Annotated in this window: 1 protein-coding gene; it reads right to left on the bottom strand. The window is 59.4% G+C overall.

Going from position 1 to position 1,164, the window contains the following annotated elements; all coding sequences use genetic code 11:
* Window positions 1-1,164: condensation domain-containing protein (locus AACS90_RS03055; RefSeq protein ID WP_153043716.1), on the bottom strand; the 1,164-nt coding region annotated here is incomplete at both ends.

The raw sequence follows: 1,164 nt of genomic DNA, 5'->3' as shown, positions 1-1,164 counted from the left end.
ACCACCTGTACCGGCTGGCTCAGCCCCTGCCAGCAAAACGCCGTGCGCAGAATATCATGGCGGTCGATGACCTGTTGCAGGGCATCCAGGAAAGTTTCCCGACGTGCTCGGGTATCAAAAGCGAGCAGGCTGTTTAACAGATAAGCATCTTTGTGCTCCTGTAACTGATGATGGAACAGGATACCGGCCTGTAACGGCGCCAGCGGGTAAATATCCTGCACATTGGCATGGCCGCCGGTCACGGCCGCCGCAATGGTGTCAATATCAGTCTGTGACAGGGTCACCAGTGGCAGCATCTCGGGCGTGACGTGTGTGCAACCGTCAGGAATGCGGTTGGGTGGCACCCCATCATCCGGCGTCTCTTGTCGGGTTATCGCCTGTGCCATCTCCGCCAGTATAGGCGTTGTGAAAACACTACGCACCGCCAGTGAGTATCCCCGACGCCGCAATTGTTCAATCAGGCTGACAGTAATCAGGGAGTGCCCCCCGAGTTCAAAGAAATGGTCGTGACGACCGACCCGGTCCAGTTTCAGTAACTCCTGCCAGAGGTCGACTAACGCAGTTTCCACCTCTCCGACGGGGGCCGCATAGTCCCGGGTGATCACGGCGGATAAGTCCGGTGCGGGCAGGGCCTGACGATCCAACTTGCCATTGGGGGTCAGCGGGAAGGTCTCTAACACCACAAAGGCGCTGGGGATCATGTATTCCGCCAGACGGGTATGTAACTGGTCACGCAGACTGGCGGTGTCCAGCGCGGCATCCGGCTGTGGCACTGCGTAAGCGACCAGCCGTTGCTCGCCGTTATTCGCCTCACGGGCAATCACCACGGCCTCCTGTACACCCGGACACTGCATCAGGCCGGCTTCTATTTCCCCTAATTCAATGCGGAAACCGCGCAGTTTCACCTGAAAATCATGCCGGCCCAGGTATTCGAGACTGCCATCCGGCAGCCAGCGGCCCAGATCGCCGGTTTTGTACAGACGGGCATCAGGCTCAGTGGAGAATGGATCAGCAATAAAGCGCTCGGCGGTCAGTGCCGGTCGGTTCAGGTAACCGCGGGCGACACCCGCACCTCCGATGTAAATTTCACCGGTGACACCCAGCGGGACCGGCTGCCCGGCCCGGTCAAGCAGATAGATTTGGGTATTGGCAATCGGGCGGCCG

This window comes from Xenorhabdus sp. KK7.4 (assembly GCF_963876465.1).
GTDB classification, from domain to species: domain Bacteria; phylum Pseudomonadota; class Gammaproteobacteria; order Enterobacterales; family Enterobacteriaceae; genus Xenorhabdus; species Xenorhabdus stockiae.
The sequence above is the reverse complement of the archived record's forward strand: the minus strand, read 5'-3'. Positions and strand labels throughout refer to the sequence as shown.